The sequence below is a fragment of the Listeria sp. ILCC792 genome, assembly GCF_900186135.1.
GTDB lineage: Bacteria > Bacillota > Bacilli > Lactobacillales > Listeriaceae > Listeria > Listeria goaensis.
The window spans coordinates 77,860-99,970 of sequence record NZ_FYBO01000002.1; the positions used below are offsets into that span (position 1 = coordinate 77,860).

Here is a 22,111-nt window from a genome sequence, read left to right on the forward strand (position 1 = left end):
TTCTAAATAATAAGGGCGTAAAGGAACACCACTACTGTGACCGAGGTGACGAGTAGTAGTACGAATTTTGCTTTGAACGACGCGAGCATCATCATGAGGTTTTTAATGTCGAGCATGGGGCCGAAAACGAGAAAGGCGACAATCGACTGTGTGGAAAAAATGCTGCGGAATGAGGCGCCAATAAATGCATCTGCTTCGGAGCAGAGCGATAAAATGAAGGCTAGTACCATCATGAGTAAAATGGATAAAACGGGACCGTGTCCAATTTGCATGAGCGTAGATGTTTTAATGTACGTTTGCATGGCCGCTGCGATAAAGGCGCCAAACACTAAATATTTACCGACGGAAAAAAATTCATCGACAGAATGCTGTGCGGTATGCCATAATTTTTGCCCGAATTTCATTTCTGCGTGTTGGTGATGTTCGTGGCCATCGTGATGCGCATGAGCATGCGTTTTCGTTTCGTTCGCCACGCTTTCCATGCCGGCAAATTGCGTGATTGTTGTATCGGTTCCGGCAAGTTCAAGCGACGCCATTTGGACGGTTTCAACTTGTTCGTTTGGCTCAGATAAAATTTTCTCTTTCAAACCTTCACCTTTGTAGAAAAAGGCGATTAAATTCCCGACGACCATTGCGACAACGAGGCTGCCGACGACGCGTAAAATTGGGATTTCCCATGTACTTCCAAAGGCGACATAGGTTGAGAAAAGGACGACTGGATTAATAATGGGAGCGGTCAGCATAAAAGCGATTCCCGCATGAAGTGGTACTCCTTTTTTCAACAAATTACGCACGATGGGAACGATTCCGCATTCACATGATGGGAAAAGGACGCCGATGCACGAACCAATGACAACCGCAAAAAAGCGATTTTTTGGGATAACACGTGCGATGAATGCTTCGGAGATAAACATTTGAATGAATCCTGCGATAAACACGCCGATTAAGACGAATGGCAATGCTTCTATTAAAATGGAGATAAAAATCGTATTCATTTGTAAAAATGAGCTAGGTAAATTGCTGAACAATTGGTTACCTTCTTCCTGTTTCAAATCTTTGTTTATTCTATTCCTATCAGCCGCAGAAATCAAGTTAAAAAAGCACACCTTTCAAAATTGAAAGGTGTGCCCAGACTGATGACAAACGGCCATCTTAGTTCGCTTATTGCGTTTTATTTGGCTCATTATTCCATTTAAAAATAATCTGAGAAATAGGCGGTTTCAAGTGGAATGAGTTGTTCGAGCCAGGCGATGGTCTCTTCTTTTGCCTTGATGCGGCCAATTTTTGCTAGGTAGGTTGGGCGTTTGTAGCTAAATAGCATGGTGGTGAGTGTCCCGATGTCAATTTTCACTTCAGGGCCGACTGCTTCTTGGGTAATGCGTTTCTTACCATCAGCGAATGAAACGCCGAAAGGCCCCAAGTTCCAGTCTAGTAGTGGATCCTCCACAACAAAATGGAAAGCATACTCGTTTCCTTGATGTCGAAATGGGTATTTTTCCAAAAAGCCTAGAACGTCCACGATTCGCGCCATATAGTACGGCTGAATCGTTTCGACAATCTCGCTATCTTCGAGCAAATAAGCAATCGGTTCATTCGTGTAGGTGCGCCCTTTTACATCGGTCACCATCGAAAAATGTGCGCTGATGAAGTTCCACAGCCCTAACCGCGCCTCTTCTGTTAAATAAATCATTTCTTTTAGGTGGAAAATATCGTCCGCAATCCAGTAGAAGACAAAGCCCTGTGGTGTGTGGTTCGCGTCGTAATAAACACCCGCTGTGAGTTCATCTTTTTCCCAGCGAAAATATTCTTCCCACGAGAGCTCACCGCGAATCATCGCTGCGTGATGTGTGCGCGCAAAGCGGTCGTAAGTGGCTTTTATGTCTGAGTGATTAATGTTAGTGCGCTCCACCATGCCAGAAACTTGAACGAGGCTTGGGAGCTGCGTATCTTTAATGGAAAAGGTCATCATATCTGAAATGATTTCCCAGCCTTTGCGGCGATAATAAGGAATTGAATAAGGGAATAAATACGACACGGTTTGCTTGCGGTCGCGCATATCTTTTAAACTTTGCCGCATGAGTTGATGCATTAAACCAAAATTGGCGTACTCTGGATACGTGCCAACGCCCGTCAAGCCGCCCATCTCATAAATCTCACCGTGAATGTTCACCTGAAGCGGATAAACCGCAAGCTGTGACACAAGCTTCTCGTTATCAAACCAACCTAAAACATCTGCTTGTTTTAAAACGGGGCGTTTCGCTTGCTCGATCTCGCCTTCCTCGTATCCTACTTCTTGCAAATCTTGGTTCGTCACCTGAAACACATAGCGCAAAAGTTCATTAAACTGCACTAAGTGCTCCATCTCAACTTTTTTCATTTTCAACCTGTCATGGACATCATTCTGCAACGTAATATTACCTCGCTTTAACTTGAATTAAGTTCACTTTATCATAAACACCGCAATAATTCACTTTTCAAGTTGCCGCAAAATTCTACTATTTTCCAAATAAGCCTCGTTTAACTTCTCTTTTTCTGCCGCACTTATTTTCGGGTCGGAAAGCTTCGCGGCGATTTCTGTAAGCCGTAACTGGACAACCAATTTGTCTTCCGCAACTGTTTCTTTAGAGCTATCCTCTTCCTTCAAAATGTCCGTCATCGCTTTTGGAATCCATTTCATCGTGCCATCTTGAATGCGAATCACTTGTTCAGACACATTGCGAACGAACGCCCCGTCATGCGAGACAAATAAAACGGCGCCGTCAAAACCGCGAATCATACCTTCGAGCGCTTCCATCGCGTCAATATCCAAGTAATTGGTTGGCTCATCTAAAATGAGCAAATTGGCATCGCTTAGTAAAATCATCGATAGATAAAGCTTGACGCGTTCGCCGCCAGATAAAATCGTAACTTTTTTATTTAAATCGGCCTGCGTAAAATGCACGCTACCTAAAACGTCCATCGCAAGCTGTTTGTCGTGGGCATTCACACGGTTCACATTTTCAATTAACGTGTCGGAAAGTTTAAGCCCCGCCAGTTCTTGATCGAAGTAGGCGATTCGTACTTCCTTCGTCCGCCGAATAAAATCGTCCTCGTTTAAAACCGCTCGCAAAAAGCTCGTCTTCCCGCTGGCATTTTTCCCAACAAGCGCCACTTTATCTCCTATTTTTAACGAAAAAGCTTCCGTTTGAAAAAGCTTCTTCCCTGGAACTGTGACGTCCCCTTTCGAAATTTGCAAAAGCGTCGTGCCCTTTTTCAGTCTGCGCGTTTCCGGCAGCGTAATTTTAACGGGCTTAAACTGAAACGGTTTGTCGACGTGTTCGAGCCGCGAAAGCCGTTTTTCGGTCGCCTTAATCGTTTTATGCTGGCTTTTTTGCTGAACGCCTTTAAACATCTTGCCGTATGCCACTTCTTTCCGTGTCAGCCCTTTTTTAAATAGCTTCTCCTGTTTAGCGTCCATGCTGCCTGCCATATCTTTCCGATACGAAATGGCCGACTCCAGCCGTTTTTTCTCCGCCACATTTTCCGTGTACGCTTTTTGCTGCACTTCCTGCTCTTGCGATTTTTGCTTACGATACGCCGTATAATTTCCTTTGTACCGTGTAACCGTCTCCTCTTCAAGCTCCCAAATTTCCGAACAAATCGCATCAAGAAAATCGCGGTCATGTGAAATCACAAAAATCGTCCCGGCGAATTTCTTAAAATCGCGTTTTAAATGCGCCGCACTGTCCGCATCTAAATTCGAAGTTGGCTCGTCCGCGAACAAAAGCTCCGGTCTTGTACGCAGCACTTCCTGAATCAACTTCCGCGTTTTTTCCCCGCCACTGAGCCGCTCATCTTGCGGATTAATTTGCCGAATGTAACCTGTTTCACCATCACGCAAAACCGTCCCCGCATCAGCTTCCGCTTCGCCAGCTAAAATTTCAAGTAACGTCGTCTTTCCTGTCCCGTTCCGCCCAACAATACCAATTTTATCTCCGTGTTTGGCTGTCAAATGCTGAATTTCAAACAGCGTTCTTGCCCCCATATCTTTTTTCAAATCTTTTACTTCTAACGTAAACATAAAAAAACCTCCTGTCCATTTTCCGGATAGGAGTACACAAAATAAACATAAGTCCGCAGATGTTAACAAGCGAAATGAGCATACGTATCCTGTCCGAAAAAAATGGTTTTGCATTCATTTTTTCATATAAAACAGGATTATAATTTCATTGGCTTAAAAATAACACCCCTTTAATTTAATAATTTAAGTATAAAGACATTTGCGGTTTTTTGCAAGTTTTGCTTGCTAACTATATCGCGTCGTGATATAGTTAAGACATCAAATATATCGAGGTGCGATACAATGTTAACTGATGCTTTAAGAAAAACGTATCTTCCAATGACAGAAACCGCCTTTTACATTTTATTTTCTTTGAGTAAACGAAGGCATGGTTACGCCATCATCCAAAACGTTGATGAGCTAACAAATGGCCGCATCAAGCTGGGGCCCGGAACTTTATATGGGAGTCTTTCCAAAATGAAAAAAGATGGTTTAATTGAACCCGTTGAAGAAGTAAGCAATCGAAAAATCTATCAAATCACACCTCTTGGACTTGAAATTTTAGCACTTGAAAAAAAACGTATTATCGAACTTTACGAAAATATTGGGGGAATCCGCCATGAAAAATAGGAAACGGACGATTAAATTTTTTACTGTCGCGAATTTTGAAAAGGAAGAACAATACTTGGAAAAAATGGCGGCTTCAGGTTGGCACTTTGAAAAATACCGCTTTCCTTTTTACTATTTTAAACAAGGGGAACCTAAAAAAATGTCTTATCAGATTGATTTCAAAGCGGATTTAAATGATTTATCCGAGTACGTAAGCCTTCACGAGGATGCTGGCTTTCAAAACGTCTTCCAATATTCCATTTTTCAAGGGGCTTGGATGTACTTCACACACGAAACTGTTCCAAATGAACCGCAAGCGCAACTCTATACAGATTCAGAATCACTTATTGAACTTTGCAAACGAATTCGCTTACGTTGGACAATTTTCGGAGCTATCATGATTCCTTTTAGTGTATTTCCAACTTTTACCTTATCGCCATATTGGCTTGTATTACCACTTCTCCTCATCATTCTTTACGGCAATATCTTTATCACTTTAACAAGAAAAATAAAGACTTTAAGCTAAAATGACTTCTATTTATAAAAAAACGAGTAGTGACAAGCACTACTCGTTTTCTGTTACGGGTTGTCTAATTTCTTCTTTCTCCGGTTGTGGTACGTCCTTTTTAAACGCTAGGAAGTAGCAAAGGCTAACAAAAATGGCGCCACCGACTAAATTTCCAAGATATACCGGAATGATATTTAAAATGAAATCCCCCCATGTATAGTGCCCTGCGAAAATCGCGGCGGGAATAATAAACATATTCGCGACAACGTGTTGGAAACCAATGGCAACGAAAGCCATAACTGGAAACCAAATAGCTAAAATTTTACCAGCAAAATCTTTTGCACCGTAAGATAACCAGACAGCAATACCAACAAACCAGTTACAGCCGATACCTGAAACGAAGGCTACCCAAAACGAGGCGTCAATTTTTGATCCCGCCGTTGCAACGGTTTTTTCCAAAAAGTCACCTTCCGTAAGACCGATGAAGTGTCCGAAAAAGTAAGCGACAAACAAAGCGCCTACCAAATTCATCACCGTGACAATGCCCAAATTACGGAGCAGCATCGCAGTAGTTATTTTTTTATCAAAAAAAGCTAACGGAACCGCCATCATATTGCCGGTAATCAGTTCCCCGCCGCCGAGTAAAATGCAAACTAAGCCAACTGGGAACACACTCGCACCGATAAATGTGGCGAAGCTTCCCCACTCATGCGGCATCGTCCCTACAACGCGAATATAAAGCAAATACCCGAGCGAAATAAATGCGCCTCCTAGAAATCCTAAAATAACTAAACTTAATGTACCCGAACGCGCTTTTTGAATCCCCTTTTCAATCGTCACATCTGTAATTTCTTTTGGACTGTAATAGGACAAACTCAATCACTTCTTCCTTTTTGTTAATTCATTCACAAAAATGCGATTTCATTATAGCATATTTCGTCTGTTCCTTCTAGCCATTTCCAAATAAAAAACGCATCAGTCCAATTGAACATGATACGTTTTTTTATTTATGATGCAGGAATCTTTCCTGTGTTAGTCAACAATTTTACGGACAACGGGAATGCGGATTTCAAACTCGCTTTCTCCGTTGATGTCTTCTTTTAAATCAAAAATTTCAATTTTAAATGGTAGCGGATCGAAAACAGGAAAATCAGCCGTCATGTAGGGTTCATAATTGCGATTCTCGATTTCTGACGCAACTTCTTTGTAAGTTGCCTCGACATCTGTTTTCCCCTCGTGTTTTCCAACAAAGTAAGTGTGTGCTGGAATTTCTAGCCATTCGAGCTCATCAGGCAAATGTTTCGGCTTGTGGTCAGCTAAAACCGCCGAATAATGCGTCAGCCCTTCCTCGATATTGTGAATGGAAATTCCGTAAAGCTCTGTAAACTCGCCTCCTAGAAGCGATTTCATTTTCTGGATGACCTCCCGAATATTTCCCTTGCGTGCCTCGGCAAATGTTCCCTGCCAAGCTAAGCCAACTAAAAAGAGATCTTCATGTTCTTCTAACCGTGCTGATTGTAAAGACACTTCACTCACTCCTTTGCTGCTTTATAGCTAAAAGGATAACACAAAACGGCAGAAGTTGCACACTAAAGGATGACGCCGATTAGAACCGAAATCAAAATCACGGCAAGGAGCAATATCCAAGCAAGCGGTCGCGCCACATTAATCGTCCAACCAAGGCCAAATCTTTTTTCGACAAAGAGCGCAGGATCACTTTTGTTTAAATAAAAGATACCTAGTTTCCAGTACTTGTCGTCGTCCCGAATGGGCTTATCTGTATTTTTCGTCCCCCCGATTTTCAGCCTTGAGCCGCCTTGACCCACGAAAAAAGCAAGCAGGAAGACGATAACTAACAGGAGCAACATGAAAATAAGTGTCACCGTCGTCATTATTTCCGCACTAAGCCCAGTTAAAAATGTCAATTGAATCCCAAAAAGCATCAAGACCATTAAAATACACATCACAAGCATTGCTTTACTAAAAATAGCGCGCGCAAGCTGATTGCGCCTTACAGAGTCATTTGGATTATCATTATCCAGCACCTGTTTACTGCGCGACATGATAAAATTGATTCCCATAAATAAGCCAATCATGAAAAGTTGCATCACGATGAGCAACGATACATTCCGAACGTTCTTCGGCATTTCATTCGTGATATTTCCGTTGAAATCGTAGTGACTCGGTATGACGTCTGGTGCTGAACTGTAGAACACAATCGTCATCGCCACCGTAATCAGTGTAATCAAAAACGGAATGAGAAACCACGCATAAGAAATAATCATTTTATTCCGGTGAAAAGCTGTATCAACGAGGACAACGCTCGATTCGCCAATTTCCCCACGCTCAATTTTGTTCGCCTTCCAAGCGACCGTTTGCCGGTGATATTTCACGTAAAGCACGAATGCAATAATTAAAATTAAAAACATCGATGCCGTAAATAAAAAGCCTTGCGCCGTATCATTTCCTGAAAAAGCTGCCATTAAAGCAAAACTAAGCAATACAACAAAAATTCCGTATAGCACTACTTTATAGGCGTATTGCTTTTTCATTTGCTTTAGTTCAGGCTCCTGGTTAGCTCGGACCCCGACGCTGACACCAAAACATTCTGTCCGGTGCACAATAAACGGGGTTATCGCTTCCAATAAAATAATAAGTAGCGACATCATTATGAAGATAATTGCCTCCATTTTTATTCTCCTTCCATCTCGCTGTATAAAGCAGTAACCAATTTTGTCATCTCATCAAGTGGCATTTTGCGCGCAGCCGCTTCCGCAATTATCGGCCGAATAGCCCGCTTCAACTTTTCAAAATAAGCTTGATCTGCCAAAAATGCACCATCAGGGTGAATGACAACCCCTTTTTGTCTATGAATTAAAATAAAGCCTTCCTGCTTCAATATTTGATATGCTTTATTCACAGTATGAAAATTAATACCAATATCAGCGCCTAAACTTCTTACGGAAGGTAAATCATCGCCTGGTTTTAACTCATGCTTCGCAATGCCTTCAATAATCTGATTGACAATTTGCATGTAGATGGGCTCTTCTGCCTGTAGGTCAATCTGTAAGAGCATACTTCCCCCTCCTTACTGTTATATATATAATATAACAGTTCTCGCAGAAGGTCAATTTATACATGGCTATTTCATGCGGATAATGGTACACTATAAAAAAAGAATTTTAGAAAGGGGCTCCAAATGAAAGGATCACGCTTTAGGGAAAGCAAGTTATTCTTTTGGACAATCGAAGTTTTGGCGGTTGTCGCGATTGTTTTCTTATTACTTCAAATGAAATATATATTCTCACCAATTGGGGTTATTATTTCAACTTTATTTTTACCAATTTTAGTTTCGGGATTTTTATTTTATATGTTCAACCCACTCGTACTTTTTTTAGAAAAAAGGAAGGTCCCACGTCTACTTAGTGTCATTTTAATTTTCATCGCATTCATCGTGGTGGTCACACTTGCAGTCGTTCAAATTGGCCCTATCCTTGCCGATCAAATATCTGAACTTGCGAAAGCAATTCCAGGTTACTGGTCTGATTTTGAAAAATGGCTCAGCGGCATTACAAAAAATCCACCATTAAATGATTTTGATATTAAAGGTGAACTCGAAAAAGCAAATATTTCGGTACCTCAAATCTTAAATAGCGTCTTAAACGGTGTAACTGCAGGAATTGGCGCCATCGCAAGCTTCCTTACAAGCTTCGTGATGATTCTCGTTACGGTGCCGTTCATCTTACTTTACATGTTTAAAGATGGTCATCGCTTTATGGATTCCGTTGAAAAGTTTTTCCCGAAAGTTATTCGTCCAGATGCCAAAAAAATCATCCAAGAAATGAACAAAACATTATCCTCTTACATTAGCTCGCAAGCTCTGGATTGCTTATTTGTTGGTATTTTTACGTTTATCGGCTATTTAATTATCGGCCAGCCATATGGCCTGTTATTCGCGCTTATTGCCGCTGTAACAAACATTATACCGTACTTAGGGCCTGTCATTGGAGCGGCACCTGCCGTTATTGTGGCACTCTTCACTTCGCCGTTCCAGGCGTTGCTCGTTATTATCGTAGTTGTCATCGTGCAACAAATCGATGGCAACGTGCTTCAGCCACTTATTATGGGACGCTCGCTTAAAATTCACCCGCTAACAATCATCGTCATTTTACTTGTAGCTGGTAATTTAGCTGGACTACTTGGCATGGTTTTAGGTGTCCCACTTTACGCAGTCGTTAAAACGATTATTGTTAATATCGTCAAACTCATTCAACTGCGGCGAGGTGATAAGAACGCACCTCCTCCTGATGATGGGGAAAGTGAACTCGATACTTTGGAAACATAATAAAAAACGCAAAACAAAGAGGCTGGGACATGGAGATCAGCCTCTTTGTTTTGCTTATTCTGCTCGAAAATGCGAAATGTCATTCAGTCGTTCAACTTTAAATAGGCCGTTTTCGTAAGCTAAAACTGTTACGCTGGCGTTGTCTAGGACAAAGCTTTCTGTGATGGACGGCTCGAGTTCGTGGACGATGTTACGAATGGTGTTTCCGTGAGCCACAATTAGGACGTTTCCACCTGTGTCACGGTGTTGGTTGATGACGTGAAGGAAACCTTTTTCGACGCGTGTCCAAAAGGTCATGAAGTCCTCGGCATCGCCAGTTGGGTCGGCTTTTTTCGTGTCGTTCATCATCGTTCTGACGTCCACTTTTGAAAAGAAGTCTTCCTGCGAATCGTAGCCGTTAGAGCGGGCGATTTCGTCCCACGCCACACTCCCCTTTTCCCCCTCAAAAGAACCGAAGAACGTTTCGCGAAATTCACTGCGAGGTTCAAGTTGCAAGCCGAAGCCGTGTTTATTTTCGTGAAGCAAGATTTCAGCAGTTGAAATGGTGCGGTGCAAGTCACTGGAATAGGCGGCAACAAATTCTGTGTCCGCAAGACCTCGCCCGCTTTGACGCACGATTTCAATCCCTTCTGGTGTGAGCGGGGTGTCCGCCCAGCCTTGCATGCGCAGGTTTTTGTTTAAATAGGTTTGTCCATGTCTAACGAAATAAAGTGCAAGTTTTTTTGCCATGATAGCTCCTCCTTTTTTATCGCATCGTAACAAATTCTTCGGCGCTCGTCGGGTGAATCGCAACTGTGTTGTCGAAATCAGCTTTCGTTGCACCCATCTTAATTGCTACTGCAAAGCCTTGTAATAATTCGTCCATGCCGGCTCCAATTCCGTGTAGTCCGACAATCTTTTCGTTAACGCCTTCGCAGACGAGTTTCATGCGGCACGGCTCGCGATGTTCGGTAATAACCGTGTACATCGATGTGAACGACGACGAATAAATTTTAATATTTTTCTCCCCTAATTTTGCTTTTGCTTCTTCTTCGGTTAAACCAATCGTCCCAATCGGCGGATGGCTGAACACGACAGTCGGCACAAGATTGTAGTCCAAATGTTCGTCAAGCTTCCCGTTAAAAAGTCGCTCAGAAAGCCGTCTACCCGCTGCAATCGCTACTGGCGTCAGCTCGATATGCCCCGTCACATCACCGACCGCATAAATCCCCGGAACCGAAGTATTTTGATATTTATCAACTTTGACAAAACCTTTTGCGTCAAGTTCTACGCCACTAGCGGCAATATTTAGCGTCTCAGTAACTGGAGTCCGCCCAATCGCCCAGATTAGCTTATCAACGACCGTTTCTTGCCCATTTTGGAGTTCAAGCGTTAGGCTGCCATCTTCGTTTTTTCGAACAGCTTGAGGCACGCTTTCCGTGTGCAGCTTCGGCCCCGTTTTCGCCATCAATTCTTTTAGGGTCTCCGAAATCATTGAATCAAAATGGCGCAGTGGCAGAGACTTGCGAACAAAAAGATGCGTATCTACGCCAAACACGTTTAAAATCCCCGACAATTCAACAGCAATGTAGCCAGCTCCAACGACGGCCACGCGCTTTGGCAACTCACGCATTGCAAAAAAGCCGTTTGAATCCGTTCCAAACTCGGCGCCTGGAATATCCGGAATTGTCGGCTTGCCGCCAGTTGCAATTAAAAAGTGGTCCGCCGAATAAGTTTCGCCTGCGACCTCGACCGATTTTTCACTCGTAAATTTAGCGAAGCCGTTTAAAACCGTCACTTTATTTTTGTCTAAATTGGATTTATAAATACCGTGTAGCCGCTCAATATAGGCTTCGCGATTTTTGACGAGCGTTTTAAAGTCAAAATTCACCTTTCCGTTTAACCCATAATCCGGGCCTAGTTTTTCAATGCCCTCTTTGATTTGCGCCCCGTACCACATCACTTTCTTTGGGACACAGCCAACATTGACGCACGTCCCGCCAAGATGAACAGGCTCAACTAACGCCACCTTTTTCCCGTACATCGCCGCCCGATTCGCCGAAGCAATTCCACCACTGCCTCCGCCAATAACAATATAGTCGTAATGTTTACTCATAAAAATCCTCCATTCCTGACTAGCTCTTCTCAATTAAGTGTACTAGAAAAAGAGGATTTCTAATAGAAAAAAGCATTTTATTCGCCGCATTCTGGATCCATATCTTCCATAAATTGGTATAAAATCAGCTCCATAATCGCAATGGTTGAAATTCGCGATGTAATATCTAACGCATCTAACTCGATTTCATCGGTAAAAATATATAAATTGATATCACTCATGTTCTGAATGATATTATTATCTGCGCCTGTTATAGAAATTAGCATCGGCGGCGTTTTGCGCGCTTTCAATTTTTGCGCAGTCTGAATCAGCTCAATATCGTGTCCGCCATATGTCAAAATAAAAACTAAATCATCGGGGCCAATATGTTGCAAAATTGCTTGCCGGTATTGATAATCTTCTGGAAACTCCACTAAAAAGCCACTCATCGTGTACAGATACTTAATATACTGAGCCGCATGTTTACTTAACCCTTTTGCAAAAAAATAAATTTTTGATTTATTCATAAGCTTTCGAGTGATTTTGGTCATCTTTGACGGCTCTAATACACGGACAGACTCTATAATATTTTTCAAATATTCTTCCCGATAATCTTTTTGTTCCACAACGAATGGAGATGGTTTTAGTTCTACTTTGCTTAAAAGAGTAAATTTAAGTACAGTTGTAAATTCGCTATAGCCTGAAAATCCTAATTTGCGAACAAAACGCAGGAATGTCGTGGTGGATACAAAACATTCCGCCGATACCTCACGAATGCTTTGATTTTTAATTGTATTCATATTTTTTACAACGTAATCAAATAAAATTCGTTCATTTCGCGTCAAGGTTGATACATGTTTACTTGAGATTTCAAAAAAATCCATCAATAAGCGCTCCTTTATTTTACGGCTTCAACAAGATGCGTAATTTTGGGAATTTGTTCGGTAATGCAATGAATATTTCCTCCACCAAGCAAAATTTCCCGCGCTGGAATTCCGATAATTTTGCGCGTTGGATATAGTGTTTGGAGAAGTTCCCGCGCCGCTATGTCATTTTCATCATCAAACAAAGGAAATATAATACCACCATTTGCTGTGTAGTAATTCACATAACTAGCTGCCAAACGATCACCAGGTTGTCTTGGAATTGTTCCTTTAATAGCGTCCACGCCTTCACTTTCTTCTCTCGTTATGTACATTGGGGTGGGGCAATATAATTTATGTATGTGAAACTTTCTCCCCTTTGCATCTGTTTCATTTGCGAGCAATTGAAAACATTCTCTTGAAACCTCATATTGCGGATCATTTTTATCATCTGTCCAAGATAAAACAATTTCGCCTGGTGCGGCAAAGTTCACAATATTATCAATATGGCCATTTGTTTCGTCCAAATAAAAACCGTGTGAAAGCCAAATGACTTTTGACACATTAAAATACGTTTTTAAAACGTCTTCAATCTCTGCTTTAGACAAATGTGGGTTACGTCCTTCTGATAACAAACATTCTTCGGTGGTGATGAGCGTTCCGTCGCCGTCTACGTGAACGGAGCAACCTTCTAGCACGAACTTGTCCAAAAAGTAATAATCAATGCCAAATAAATCACTTATCTTCCGGGCCATTTGGTCATCTTTCTCCCACGGAAAGTATAAGCCATCAAGTAGTCCGCCCCATGCATTAAAGCGAAAATCTACAGCACGCATTTTCGTCCGTGCTTCATTTACTAAAAATATTGGGCCGTAATCACGCATCCATGCATCATTATTGCTCATTTCAATGACGCGAATATTGTCTGGTAACATATCACGTGCGTTTGCGTACTGTTCATAAGACACAAACATGGTAACTGGCTCGAACTTGCTAATCGCCACCGCGACATCACGATAACTCTTCTGTGCAGGTTTTCCCCCAAGCCGCCAATTATCGGTTCGTTCTGGCCAAATCATAAGGCAGCCTTCATGTTCTTCAAATTCTCCAGGCATAAAGAATCCGTTTTCATTTGGTGTTTCGTGTTTTAATTTTGCCATGTCCATCCCTCCACATTTCCATTATACAATAAACACGTAAAGCAAAATGGATTTTTAGTGAAAAATATCACTAAAGTCCATTTTGCTTTGTTTTAACCGGCGACAATAATCGTGCCGTCTTCATTTTCAAGAAATTGCCCGATATTTTCAAGCGATGTGATAACTGCCTTACTCATTGGACGTTTCCGGACGAAATCTGTAGCTGCCTCAATTTTTGGTAGCATGCTACCTTTCGCAAATTGATTTTCCTCCATATATTTTTCCAGTTCTGAAACCGTGACTTGCGTCAATTTCTGCTGATTGGGCTGATTGAAGTTCACATACACATTATCGACGCCTGTTAATATAACAAGCAAATCTGCTTCCACCATTTCCGCGAGTTTTAATGAGGCATAATCTTTATCAATAACCGTTTCAACACCGACTAAATCACCGTCATGGTTCACAACGGAAACCCCACCGCCGCCAGCTGAAATCGTCACAATACCGCCCTCAATAAGCTGTTTAATAGCTTTGTGTTCTTTAATCCCAACTGGTTTTGGTGATGGCACAACTTTCCTGTAGCCGCGTCCCGCATCTTCCACAAAAATCGCACCCGTTTCACGCATTTCAATTTCTGCTTCTTCTTTTGTTAAAAAAGGGCCAATTGGTTTTGTTGGATTTTGAAAGGCGCTGTCCTTTTCGTCTACAATGACCTGTGTGATGACCGAAACCGCTTCCTTCTCAATTCCATGTTTGTGAAACGCTTTATCAAGCGCATTTTGCATCCAGTAACCAATACTTCCTTGCGTCATCGCCACACATGAATCGAGCGGCAAAGCAGGGTTCTTTTCCGAATTGCTCGCTTGCTGTTGCAGTAACAAATTACCAACTTGTGGCCCATTACCATGCGAAATAATTAAGTCATCGCCGTTTAAAATGAACTGCACGAGATGTTCGGCTGTTTCTTCCAATGCTTTTTGTTGTGCCTCAGCGCTTGCATCGCTCGATAAGATGGCGTTTCCGCCAAGCGCAACTACAATTTTACGTTTTCCCATCTGCTTTCCTCCTAGATTATCTTGGCACCTGTTGAGTGATACAGTGAATATTTCCACCGCCAAGTAAAATTTCGCGCGCGGGCACGCCAATGATTTCGCGATCTGGATATAGCTCTGAAAGCTTCTGTTTCGCCTCATTGTCTTTCGGGTCACCAAACAGTGGGAATACAACGCCTCCGTTTGCCGTATAATAATTGATATAGCTCGCTGCAAGACGATCACCTGCTACACGTGGTAATGTGCCTTCTACAGCATCTACGCCGTGACTTTCCTCTTCAGTAATTAAAATTGGCTTCGGCACATGGATTTTATGCACAACTAACTTGCGCCCTTTTGCGTCCACTTCCTGTTCAAGGATATCTAGGCATTCCTTGGAGATTTCATATTGTGGATCGCTTTTATCATCCGTCCAAGCAAGCGCAACAACGCCTGGTGCCACGTAATTAAGGATATTGTCAACATGGCCGTTTGTTTCGTCTAAATAAATGCCTCTTTTTAACCAAATAATCTTTTCAAGGTTTAAATATTCTTTTAGCACTTGTTCGATTTGTTCTTTGGAAAGTTGCGGGTTGCGGCCTTCTGAGAGCAAGCATTCTTCGGTTGCAATGAGCGTTCCCTCGCCGTCAACGTGAATCGATCCTCCTTCTAAGACGAAATTGGCTAAACGGTAACGGTCCTTCATTTCGAGTTCAGCGATTTTTTGCGCGACTTGATCATCTTTGTCCCACGGGAAGTAAAGGCCGTCTGTTAGGCCACCCCATGCATTAAAGCTCCAATCGACTGCACGAATATCACCAGCATCATTTTTCACAAAAGTTGGGCCCGAGTCTCTCACCCAAGCATCATCATTATCGATTTCAACAACACGCACCTCATCTGGCAACATATAGCGCGCATTATTAAATTGAGCTGTTGACACGCCAACAGTTACTTGTTCAAATTTTGAAATAGCTGTTGCCACATCTGCAAAAGCCTTTTGAGCGGGCTTAGCGCCATTACGCCAATTGTCCGTGCGTTCTGGCCATAACATATAACAACCTGCATGTCTTTCGAATTCTCCTGGCATTCTAAAACCATCTTTTTTTGGTGAGCTATCAATTGTTTTCACTCGAATTCACTCCCTCTTCCCTATTCTTTTCCTTCTTCTTTCCAGCTACGAAAATACAAATTTCACCAATGACAAATGCGATGATAGAGCCAATTAAAATTGGAATTTTTTCATTTAATTCAGCGCTAGAACCATTTAGAGGAACCGCTGAGAAAATCAGTGTAACGACAAGTAGCACAACTGGAACAAACGTAATCAGTCGTAGCACTACTTTTCCACCAGGTACCTTAAACGGACGCTCGCGGTCCGGATCGATTTTGCGAAGTTTTAAAAATGCCGGGAACATCATAATATATGAAGCTAAAAGGGCCACAACGTTTAATGCGAAAAACGCCCAAAAAATGTTCTCGTTTGGAATGAGTGGCGCAATCACAATTAATACTGAAGCAACAATCCCATTTAAAATGCTTGAGCCAATCGGCATTTCATTTTTCTTATTCACCTTCCCAAATACGCTAGGCAAGTCATTATGCTTCGCTGCATACATCGCTACATAGTTCACACCAAGCGCCCACGAAATTAAGTTTGCAATGAGCGTATACATAAACATAAGCCCAATAATAATGACAAATGGGTTGATGCCGCCAACAAGCATAATGAAACTATCAATTAGTCCGCTAGACGTTGAAAGTTCTGACGTTGGAATGGCTGCCCCCATACCAAATGCTGCTAGCAAATAGAAAAATGCAATTAATATTCCACCGTAAATAATCGCTTGCGGAATTTGTTTTTTCGGATTTTCCATATCGCTCGCAAGCGTCGTCACGACTTCAAATCCTAAAAAGTTAAATAAAATAATAGAAATAAACGATAAACTTTGCAAATCAAAGCTCGGTAGTAACGCTTTCCCAGAAAAATCATTCGCCAAGCCTTTTGTAATCGCAAAATAAATGCCTAGTGCTCCTAAGCTAATCATAATAGCAACCTTACAAAAAGCTGCGACATTCAGTATCCATTTGCTATCGCTCACCGGATAACAACTGATTAAAACAACTAGCCAAACGAAAATAAGTTGAATGAAAATTGAAACTGGCGTACTAATATTCAGCTTAAAAATTTGTCCGCCTACTTCTACGAATAAAACGGCGAGGCTCGCCATCCAAATTGGGTAGTTAATCCAGTAAAACCAGGCAACACGGCCACCCCATTTTCTCCCAAAAGCCCTTTTTACCCAATCATAAATCCCGCCCTCATCATCATACGTTGTCCCAAGTTCTGCGGAAATAAGTCCATATGGCAGGAAAAATAAAATCAAAAGTGCAATCCACCAGAAAAATTGTGATGAACCAATGGCCGCCGCAGGAGCTGCTGACTCCACGACTAAAATAACACAAACCGCCATCAAAACAGCATCAAATAAACGAAATTTCTTTTTCTCCAAAATACCCACTCCTTTTTTTAAGTGGGGGAGAAGGTTGCCCCTCTCCTCCTTGGTTCAAACTATTTTTCTTGTGGCGCATTTCTAAGTAAAAGCTCAAGCTCGGCATCATACACATTTCCTACTTTTTCTGATGCAAAATTCAAGTATGGCTTCATAAAGAAAACGAGAAGCGCACGCATCGCTGTTAACCTGTTTTCTGCCTCATCAATGACAACCGAATAAGAGGCATCAAGCACTTCGTCGGTCACTTCTTCCCCTCTAGTCGCTGGAAGACAATGCATAAATTTCACATCTGGACTCGCCATTTCAATCATTTCTTTGTTCACTTGATACTTCGGATAGAAGACTTTCATACGCTCCTCTTCCGAAAGTTCAGCTTCATACAAACCATACCATACGTCTGTATAAATGAAGTCTGCATCCTGAAGAGCCTCACGAGGATCTTCAGTGATGAGATAGCTACCACCAGAAACCTTGCAATTTTCTTCCGCAATTTCCAAATGATTTTCTTTGAGCTGAAAACCTTTCGGACCATACTGTACAAAATTCATTCCGAGTTTTGTTGCCATAAACATCGTGGACGCACAAACTTGCGTAGCATCGCCCACAAAAACAATTTTGCAATCCTCAATTTTTTTACCCTCAGGTAAATGTTCAAACATCGTAATTGCATCCCCAAGTTCTTGCGTTGGGTGATTGTAGTCACTCATACCATTAATGACTGGAATGGACGCCGTATTCGCCAATTCCTGAACCGTATGATGTCTTTCTACACGAGCCATTAAAATATCTACTAAACGCGATAAAACGCGCGCTGTATCCCCAACCGATTCGTGCCCACCTAATTGAATTTGCCCTGGTGCTAAATACTGTGCGTGCCCACCTAATTGTGTCATCGCCGTTTCAAATGACACGCGTGTCCGTGTTGATGACTGCTCAAAAATCATTCCAAGTGTTTTATGCTTAAGAAGCTGTGGGTAATGTCCATCTTTTATGGATTGCTTCATTTTTAAAGCTATTTCAATCATGAATAGAATTTCTTCTTTTGAAAAATCTTTCGTATCTACAAAATCACGTTTTTTCGTCATCCTTCTCACCTCAAAATTAGATTCTAACGGGCTTTACTCGAGTTTTATTTGCCGCATGTTCATCATAATACAAGCATTTCTAATTTGGAATAGAAAAAAGCGTTTTCAAAACGAAAACGCAAGGCTTGTAACCTGTTACATTTTGCGTAACAGATTACAACGCTAAAAGTGCTGTAAAATTTTTATTTCTTGGTTCAAATAGAATTTGAAGTTTATCAATTTCTGATATAAAGCGTTCGATTGTCCATTTTAATCTCTCTTTTTTTAATGAGTGCTGCTAGCAAAATATCTAATTGTTGGCGCGAAATATGACTATATTTTGACAAAGTTATCTTATTTATAAAAGATGGTATTTGGTAATATCCTTTCTCAATTTTTATGTTCAGTTTTTCACAAATCATTTTTAGCGAACACATAAGTCTTTCTTCTGAGGAGTATTGGTATTTTATTAGTTCATTGTACAGATTCATATTATTAAGTAAAGAAATATCAAGAAACCATTTTAAATACGTCGGCTTATTCGTTGCAAAATTCAGGAAATATTCTCGATAAACGAACACCACTTTTACATCCGTATCGCACACTAACTGAAGATCATTATGAATACTTAGCTCTGACACTTGCTGATTGATGACATCCCCATCTGAAAAGAACAGTATGATTTGTTTGTTTCTACTCTCTAAGTGCATAGTCCCGTCTATCACAATCATAAACTCTTCTTTAAAATACTTCCCCGAAATCATTGTGCTTTTAATCAAATCCATTCGACGAACCCAAGTCGGCTCTGCCTGATTCTTCTCTAAATCCTTTATGACCTTGACTGTTTCTTTATTTTTCATTCTACTCACTCCTATTTTAATTTTTATAACTTAGGATATCAAAAAGCTTCTACTTTATCGTGTATAAACTATACACAACCACTATATTTCTCTAAAAATAATGTGACAAAATTTTCATAAATACGTATACCTCCCCTATGTTAGAAGAACAATTTATCTCCCCTCTTTTTTATAAAACACTAACAGATTCAACTTCAACAAAAGCACCCACATCAGTATTACCAAAAACAGGTGATACGTATTTTAGTCGGACTTGGCACATTATTAGGCGCTCTTGCAATATTCACTCGCAGACAAAGAAAAACAAAATAAGTATGATTAAGTAAAAATAAATGAAAAACAACTCCCAAAACTTATGGGAGTTGTTTTTTTAGCTATTCGTTTCTAAATACTTCTTAACCTTATTTTTATCTTCTTCTGCAAGCAAATCGATATCTTTTAAAATCGTATAAACATCTTTTTTTGTTGAAATAAAAAAGGAGGTTATTGTGCTTGTAATGATTCCAATTATACCGATTCCAAAAACCATTAGTAGTGAAGCAATCAGACGACCTGTGAAAGTTATTGGTGAAATATCTCCATAGCCAACTGTCGTAATCGTTACGAGTACCCACCAAAAAGCATCTCCGTAGTTATGAATGTTTGGCTCAATTAGATAAATCGAGAGCAGTTTTTTTAAGTTTATTTCTTCAATCTCTTTTGTCGAATCTGATAGTTTTCATAAATTCCCATTGCAATCACGGCGAATACGACTGGTCCGACTACCATCCAAATAGTATCATTCCAGTTACCGCTCATCGCAGGCTCAATAATTGTGAAAACATTTGAGAAGCCAACAATAGCTACGACAATAATTGTCACAATGTACGTGATTGCCTTTGTTTTATACACAACGAAAGGTCGTTCAAGTCCTTCACGATTTTTAAAGAACGGGAATGCAAAGGCTAGAAACACATATGGTAGTGTCATAGAAACATTTGCCATAAGTGTTAGCGTGTTATAGAATGCCGAAGCACTTTTCCCACCGAATGAAACGATGAGCACGATGATAACAACGAGTAAGCACTGCATCCACATTGCAAATTCCGGCATGCCGAATTTGTTGATTTTGCTCATGCGCTTTGGCCAGTACTCGGCTGTACCTTGTACAATGGCTTTTAGCGGTGAATAGATGAGCGTAAAGAACGCACCCGTGTATGCTAAAAACATAGAAAGACCAGTAACTCTTGCGAACCAATTGGCCATTTGCGATGCTGCGTCCGTTGCAAGACCAAGCGCGTTCCCAAATTCTAAACCAAGATTGTACATTAAAACGTATGTAATGTTCCCGTAGTTGACATTGGATCCACTCAAAATTTTATCCCAGTTGGTACTAATTCCCCACATGAAAATTTCTAAAGCATAGCCAATTGAAATAATAAAGGCGGCAATCATAATACCTTTTGGAAAAGTCTTCGTTGGGTTTTTCGTTTGGTCAACTAGGCCGGCTACTGCCTCGGTTCCCCCGTATGCAAATATCGCAAATACGCAGAACGACAAGATAGCAATCGGGCTAAGATAACTTGGGTTTGGCGATACAAGGAAATCTTTTACTCCCGAAATATCTTGCGCAAAATTTCCGCCGTTTAACATTAAAATAAGTAAACTTACGACGATTAAAACGATGTTTAGACCCATAACGGCGATTCCGCCGACAGCCGTTACTTTTGTAATTTGTTTTAAACCTTTTGAAGCTAGTAACGTAACGATAAGCATCCAAACAGCGGCAAGTATCCCGACGGTTTGTGTTGGCGATAAGCCGAAAAGCGACCATGTTTGGGTTTTATCTTCGCCAAATAGGAAGATGGAAAATGGAATCCAAACTTTAGAAGCGGTTCCGACCATCCAAATGACGTAAGAAGTAAACCACATGAAAGTAACGATGAAGGCATAGCGTGGCCCGATGCTATCGTTCATCCATGAATAAATTCCGCCTTTTTCTTTACGGTAAGCGGCTCCGTATTCGGCCATCATAAGCGCAAATGGAATAAAGAAGAAAATTCCGGCTCCAATGTACCATGGAATCGCACTATAACCCATTCGGTAAAAGCCAATTGGACCGTTTGCGAAACCAAATACGGACGTGAAAATCATTAGAATTAAACTAATAAGTCCCATTTTTTTAATTTCATTTGACATAAATCTCATTCCTTTTTGTGTATTATTATACATATAATTACTAATTATTGTATCCCATACTAGAATGTCATTATACCATTAAAAAACAAAAATCCTTTTTAAAAGAACAATTCAAATAGAATGTAAAGTCTGATGTGCGTGACTTTTCCGACAATGATTCGCGAAAAAAAAGCACATTTCAAATCGATAAATGAACACAAAACTAGCCTGATGACTTGTCTGGAACCGCACCGACGTGTATTTTAACGACGAAGATGGCCGTTTGTCATCAGGCTGATGTAAATTTCTCACCGCGCATCACAGTTAGCACCCGCGGATTCGGCAAATATCGTTTGATTTCCTTTAATTTTAAAAGTGTAGGTGTATCGTTGTAGTGTTCAGCAATTCCCATCGCAACCGCGCTACTTCGGCTGACGCCTGCGTTACAATGCACAACAATTTGACCATGATTTGCGTGATGGTCTAAAAAAGAATAAATCGCAGCAGCGTGTCGCTCGTTAAAGAGCTTCATTTCATGTTCTTCTTTTTGGCTTAATCCCCAGTAGTCGTCTTCTTCGTTAATGTCATTAAAGCGCACTTCAAGAATCCCTTCAAATAGCTCAGGATTTTTAAGCGTTTTAAAAGCCAGACCAACATCTGTTATTCGGATTAAAAGCGCATTTTCTGATTTTGGCGTAAACGAAACCGCCATAACTTCTGGGATGGCAATGATAGGCAACTGCAATGGATCGAAATCAATTTGTCGTTTTTCCTTATTCACATAATTCGCCATATAAAACGTGTCCCTTCCACTATTCCTACTCGTATTGTAACATATTTCGCCTTTTTCCACGCTATCATAGCTTTATAGAAAAAAACGTACTTAGCAAAATTCACTAAGTA

General features: G+C 41.0%; 22 protein-coding genes. 3 read left to right on the forward strand and 19 right to left on the reverse strand.

The genetic code is table 11. The annotated features are described in order from the left end of the window. Nucleotides 1–2: 2 nt before the first annotated feature. The 3 genes from CFS60_RS02995 to abc-f all read right to left on the reverse strand — a co-directional run bounded on the left by CFS60_RS02995 (nucleotide 3) and on the right by abc-f (nucleotide 4,060). On the reverse strand, nucleotides 3–1,028 hold the full coding sequence (locus tag CFS60_RS02995; protein ID WP_088809445.1) for a permease: 1,026 nt from the start codon (nucleotides 1,026–1,028) through the stop codon (nucleotides 3–5). A 164-nt stretch (nucleotides 1,029–1,192) separates the two neighbouring features. Beyond that, a complete protein-coding gene (gene eis, locus CFS60_RS03000; protein WP_088809144.1) occupies nucleotides 1,193–2,377 on the reverse strand; it encodes an enhanced intracellular survival protein Eis in 1,185 nt (394 codons plus the stop codon). 90 nt (nucleotides 2,378–2,467) lie between these two features. Beyond that, complete coding sequence (gene abc-f, locus CFS60_RS03005; protein ID WP_088838810.1) at nucleotides 2,468–4,060, reverse strand: ribosomal protection-like ABC-F family protein; 1,593 nt, start codon at nucleotides 4,058–4,060, stop codon at nucleotides 2,468–2,470. Nucleotides 4,061–4,342: 282 nt separating this feature from the next. Between abc-f and CFS60_RS03010 the strand changes: the two genes are divergently transcribed. Next, the gene (locus CFS60_RS03010; protein WP_088809146.1) at nucleotides 4,343–4,669 is read left to right on the forward strand and encodes a PadR family transcriptional regulator; all 327 of its coding nucleotides are present in this window, start codon (nucleotides 4,343–4,345) and stop codon (nucleotides 4,667–4,669) included. Continuing rightward, a complete protein-coding gene (locus tag CFS60_RS03015) occupies nucleotides 4,659–5,174 on the forward strand; it encodes a DUF2812 domain-containing protein (protein WP_088809147.1) in 516 nt (171 codons plus the stop codon). Before CFS60_RS03010 ends, CFS60_RS03015 begins: the two co-directional genes overlap by 11 nt. Before the next feature lie 39 nt (nucleotides 5,175–5,213). On the opposite strand, the gene CFS60_RS03020 is transcribed toward CFS60_RS03015, so the two are convergent. From CFS60_RS03020 to CFS60_RS03035, 4 genes are all read right to left on the reverse strand, one after another. Continuing rightward, nucleotides 5,214–6,029, reverse strand: coding sequence for a formate/nitrite transporter family protein (locus tag CFS60_RS03020; protein ID WP_088809446.1), 816 nt, complete (start codon nucleotides 6,027–6,029; stop codon nucleotides 5,214–5,216). Nucleotides 6,030–6,188: 159 nt separating this feature from the next. Then, nucleotides 6,189–6,683 carry a GyrI-like domain-containing protein gene (locus tag CFS60_RS03025; RefSeq protein ID WP_088809148.1) on the reverse strand — a complete coding sequence of 165 codons (495 nt, stop codon included), beginning with the start codon at nucleotides 6,681–6,683 and terminating at the stop codon, nucleotides 6,189–6,191. 62 nt (nucleotides 6,684–6,745) lie between these two features. Further along, complete coding sequence (locus CFS60_RS03030; protein ID WP_088815335.1) at nucleotides 6,746–7,846, reverse strand: DUF1648 domain-containing protein; 1,101 nt, start codon at nucleotides 7,844–7,846, stop codon at nucleotides 6,746–6,748. Nucleotides 7,847–7,848: 2 nt separating this feature from the next. Beyond that, nucleotides 7,849–8,232 (reverse strand): GntR family transcriptional regulator, encoded by a 384-nt coding sequence (locus CFS60_RS03035; protein WP_088809150.1) that lies wholly within the window; start codon nucleotides 8,230–8,232, stop codon nucleotides 7,849–7,851. Between the two features lie 123 nt (nucleotides 8,233–8,355). Between CFS60_RS03035 and CFS60_RS03040 the strand changes: the two genes are divergently transcribed. After that, nucleotides 8,356–9,501 (forward strand): AI-2E family transporter, encoded by a 1,146-nt coding sequence (locus CFS60_RS03040; RefSeq protein WP_088809151.1) that lies wholly within the window; start codon nucleotides 8,356–8,358, stop codon nucleotides 9,499–9,501. Nucleotides 9,502–9,555: 54 nt separating this feature from the next. Here the strand turns inward: CFS60_RS03040 and CFS60_RS03045 are convergent, their stop codons facing one another. The 12 genes from CFS60_RS03045 to CFS60_RS03100 all read right to left on the reverse strand — a co-directional run bounded on the left by CFS60_RS03045 (nucleotide 9,556) and on the right by CFS60_RS03100 (nucleotide 22,001). Then, the gene (locus CFS60_RS03045) at nucleotides 9,556–10,230 is read right to left on the reverse strand and encodes a histidine phosphatase family protein (RefSeq protein ID WP_088809152.1); all 675 of its coding nucleotides are present in this window, start codon (nucleotides 10,228–10,230) and stop codon (nucleotides 9,556–9,558) included. 16 nt (nucleotides 10,231–10,246) lie between these two features. Beyond that, entirely contained in the window at nucleotides 10,247–11,596 is a 1,350-nt protein-coding gene (gene gorA / locus CFS60_RS03050) for a glutathione-disulfide reductase (RefSeq protein ID WP_088838811.1), read from the reverse strand. Between the two features lie 77 nt (nucleotides 11,597–11,673). Then, complete coding sequence (locus CFS60_RS03055; RefSeq protein ID WP_088809154.1) at nucleotides 11,674–12,459, reverse strand: MurR/RpiR family transcriptional regulator; 786 nt, start codon at nucleotides 12,457–12,459, stop codon at nucleotides 11,674–11,676. 14 nt (nucleotides 12,460–12,473) lie between these two features. Continuing rightward, complete coding sequence (gene aguA, locus CFS60_RS03060; RefSeq protein ID WP_088838812.1) at nucleotides 12,474–13,598, reverse strand: agmatine deiminase; 1,125 nt, start codon at nucleotides 13,596–13,598, stop codon at nucleotides 12,474–12,476. Nucleotides 13,599–13,690: 92 nt separating this feature from the next. Next, nucleotides 13,691–14,635, reverse strand: coding sequence for a carbamate kinase (gene arcC, locus CFS60_RS03065; RefSeq protein WP_088809156.1), 945 nt, complete (start codon nucleotides 14,633–14,635; stop codon nucleotides 13,691–13,693). A gap of 16 nt (nucleotides 14,636–14,651) precedes the next feature. Beyond that, nucleotides 14,652–15,743: an agmatine deiminase gene (aguA, locus tag CFS60_RS03070; protein ID WP_088809157.1), complete on the reverse strand. Its 1,092-nt coding sequence runs from the start codon at nucleotides 15,741–15,743 to the stop codon at nucleotides 14,652–14,654. Continuing rightward, entirely contained in the window at nucleotides 15,730–17,127 is a 1,398-nt protein-coding gene (locus CFS60_RS03075; protein WP_088809447.1) for an APC family permease, read from the reverse strand. Before CFS60_RS03075 ends, aguA (CFS60_RS03070) begins: the two co-directional genes overlap by 14 nt. A 56-nt stretch (nucleotides 17,128–17,183) precedes the next feature. After that, nucleotides 17,184–18,212, reverse strand: a complete 1,029-nt coding sequence (ptcA, locus tag CFS60_RS03080; protein ID WP_088815338.1) for a putrescine carbamoyltransferase — start codon at nucleotides 18,210–18,212, stop codon at nucleotides 17,184–17,186. Between the two features lie 215 nt (nucleotides 18,213–18,427). Beyond that, nucleotides 18,428–19,051 (reverse strand): Crp/Fnr family transcriptional regulator, encoded by a 624-nt coding sequence (locus CFS60_RS03085; RefSeq protein ID WP_088809159.1) that lies wholly within the window; start codon nucleotides 19,049–19,051, stop codon nucleotides 18,428–18,430. A 370-nt stretch (nucleotides 19,052–19,421) separates the two neighbouring features. Next, on the reverse strand, nucleotides 19,422–19,745 hold the full coding sequence (locus CFS60_RS03090; protein WP_088815340.1) for a potassium channel family protein: 324 nt from the start codon (nucleotides 19,743–19,745) through the stop codon (nucleotides 19,422–19,424). Further along, nucleotides 19,733–21,229 (reverse strand): glutamate/gamma-aminobutyrate family transporter YjeM, encoded by a 1,497-nt coding sequence (yjeM, locus tag CFS60_RS03095; protein WP_088809162.1) that lies wholly within the window; start codon nucleotides 21,227–21,229, stop codon nucleotides 19,733–19,735. The genes CFS60_RS03090 and yjeM overlap by 13 nt, the downstream gene beginning before the upstream one ends. 268 nt (nucleotides 21,230–21,497) lie before the next feature. Next, the gene (locus CFS60_RS03100; protein ID WP_088809163.1) at nucleotides 21,498–22,001 is read right to left on the reverse strand and encodes a dual specificity protein phosphatase family protein; all 504 of its coding nucleotides are present in this window, start codon (nucleotides 21,999–22,001) and stop codon (nucleotides 21,498–21,500) included. Nucleotides 22,002–22,111: the final 110 nt, after the last annotated feature.